The 1,597-nt window shown below is 45.9% G+C and carries 4 protein-coding genes; all 4 read right to left on the reverse strand.

The features are described from left to right. Positions 1 to 365, reverse strand: a 365-nt coding sequence (locus tag AB4653_RS26760) for a type-F conjugative transfer system secretin TraK (RefSeq protein WP_372105745.1), incomplete at its 3' end; no start/stop codon positions are given. Next, on the reverse strand, positions 362 to 922 hold the full coding sequence (gene traE, locus AB4653_RS26765) for a type IV conjugative transfer system protein TraE (RefSeq protein ID WP_016800277.1): 561 nt from the start codon (positions 920 to 922) through the stop codon (positions 362 to 364). The genes traE and AB4653_RS26760, both read right to left, overlap by 4 nt. Next, positions 922 to 1,227 carry a type IV conjugative transfer system protein TraL gene (gene traL / locus AB4653_RS26770; RefSeq protein ID WP_016800278.1) on the reverse strand — a complete coding sequence of 102 codons (306 nt, stop codon included), beginning with the start codon at positions 1,225 to 1,227 and terminating at the stop codon, positions 922 to 924. The genes traE and traL overlap by 1 nt, the downstream gene beginning before the upstream one ends. 41 nt (positions 1,228 to 1,268) lie before the next feature. Beyond that, positions 1,269 to 1,597, reverse strand: a 329-nt coding sequence (locus AB4653_RS26775) for a type IV conjugative transfer system pilin TraA (protein ID WP_372105746.1), incomplete at its 5' end; no start/stop codon positions are given.

Here is a 1,597-nt window from a genome sequence, read left to right on the forward strand (position 1 = left end):
GTAGAGCGAAGCGGAATAAACTCATTCACCACCGCAGGGACGGCTTTAGGGTTGATAAAAAGCGAGAAATTTTGACCTTTCTCTGTGGTGACGTGCGCGGTAAAAGGCAAGGCGATGTTGAGTTTGACGGTAATAGAGCCCGATTGGTCTCGTTGATTGGCTTTAGCGAGACAAAACCCTCTAGGGCAATGAAGGTTTAATATCTTGTCGTCTTTCACTACTAAACGGTTGGTGTTGACCGAGGATAAGGGCAACACAATGGTATCATTTTGCTCAAAATAGTAGGTCTTTGCGTCAATCGTATGGGCGTGGCTCATGATGGGTAACAACAAACCAAAAAAAGCATAAATCAAGCGTATTTTCATAACGGTATCTCTTGGGCGATGGTGTGAAGTTCAATCAAGCCACTTGAGTAATCGGCTTGGAGTAGATAAGTCACGGGCTCAGGGTCAAGTGTGCGCCCCGCGATGGTTTTGTTGAGCGTGCCTTTGACCCGTATTTTCATTTCATTCAGGTTGATAGACAGCGTGTCAACTTCAAAAAAACTGGTGACGTCGTTCTCGATGATAAATTCGGCTTCTCGCATCAACTTGTCTTGTAAGCCGCTCCAGTATTTAGGCGGCACGTAGGTAATGAGTAAGTTGAATTGACGTTTAACGTTAGAGGGCGTGACATTAAATTTTAGGTGTATCCACCAATCGGCCATCATAGAAAGATACGCTTCATCAACCGCATCGCTTGAGATCGTAAACGCTCGGTCGATATGAGGTGGCACGAAGGTGCGCTTTTCCGCTTGGTTTTGGCTTAATAAAGCAAAACTCAACCCAGCGGTTCCTAAGGCGGTGATCAACACCACCGCGGTGAGGACGTAATTGATAAAGCGAGCCGCTTTAAGCGCCTCGCCGTTATGTTCATTGAGCATCAGTAAATCCAATATTTTTTTGTGGCGGGGGGCGTGCGTTTAAAAATGGTTTTATTCGCTGTGTCATCCCCATACCAGTGGATGAAGTGAATGATGAATTTGGGGCCGTGTCGGACTTTTAAGCTGCGAATGGTGAGGAAAAATCCGATACACACGGCGACCGCGACCAACCGATTGATGTTGAACAACATCAAAAACAACAAGATAGAAGGGAGTATTTCATCGATTGGAAATCCGACTATTTTGACGTCGGTTTGTAAGTAGTTTGGAAAAGCGAAGAGGGTTTGTTTGTCTTGATGATCCATGGTGAAATAGGGCGAATAGTTTCGCGCTCTCCTTATGTGGTTTATAAGCCTACAAACCCTTTACCAACTTCCCAGAACACCACGCCAACGAAAAAGCCGATGATGCCACCCACCCAGTTCTTTTGCATGATGCCCACGATGATGCCGCCAATTAGGCCTGCCACTAAAATGTAGAACTCGCCAGAAGACCCCGTTCCGACCGTGTTGGTTACGGTATCTTTACCACTGGCAAAGAGGTCATTGGCGTAAGCGGGTGACGCACAAGCAAAGTAGACGGCCATAAGCGTGCAGACGTAACGCCAATACGTAAGAGGGCAGTGAAAGCGTGATGTTTTATTTTTCATTTGGTTACCTTTAAATGTAGATAAAA

Source organism: Vibrio sp. 10N.222.48.A3 (genome assembly GCF_041475345.1).
Taxonomy (GTDB): domain Bacteria; phylum Pseudomonadota; class Gammaproteobacteria; order Enterobacterales; family Vibrionaceae; genus Vibrio; species Vibrio tasmaniensis_A.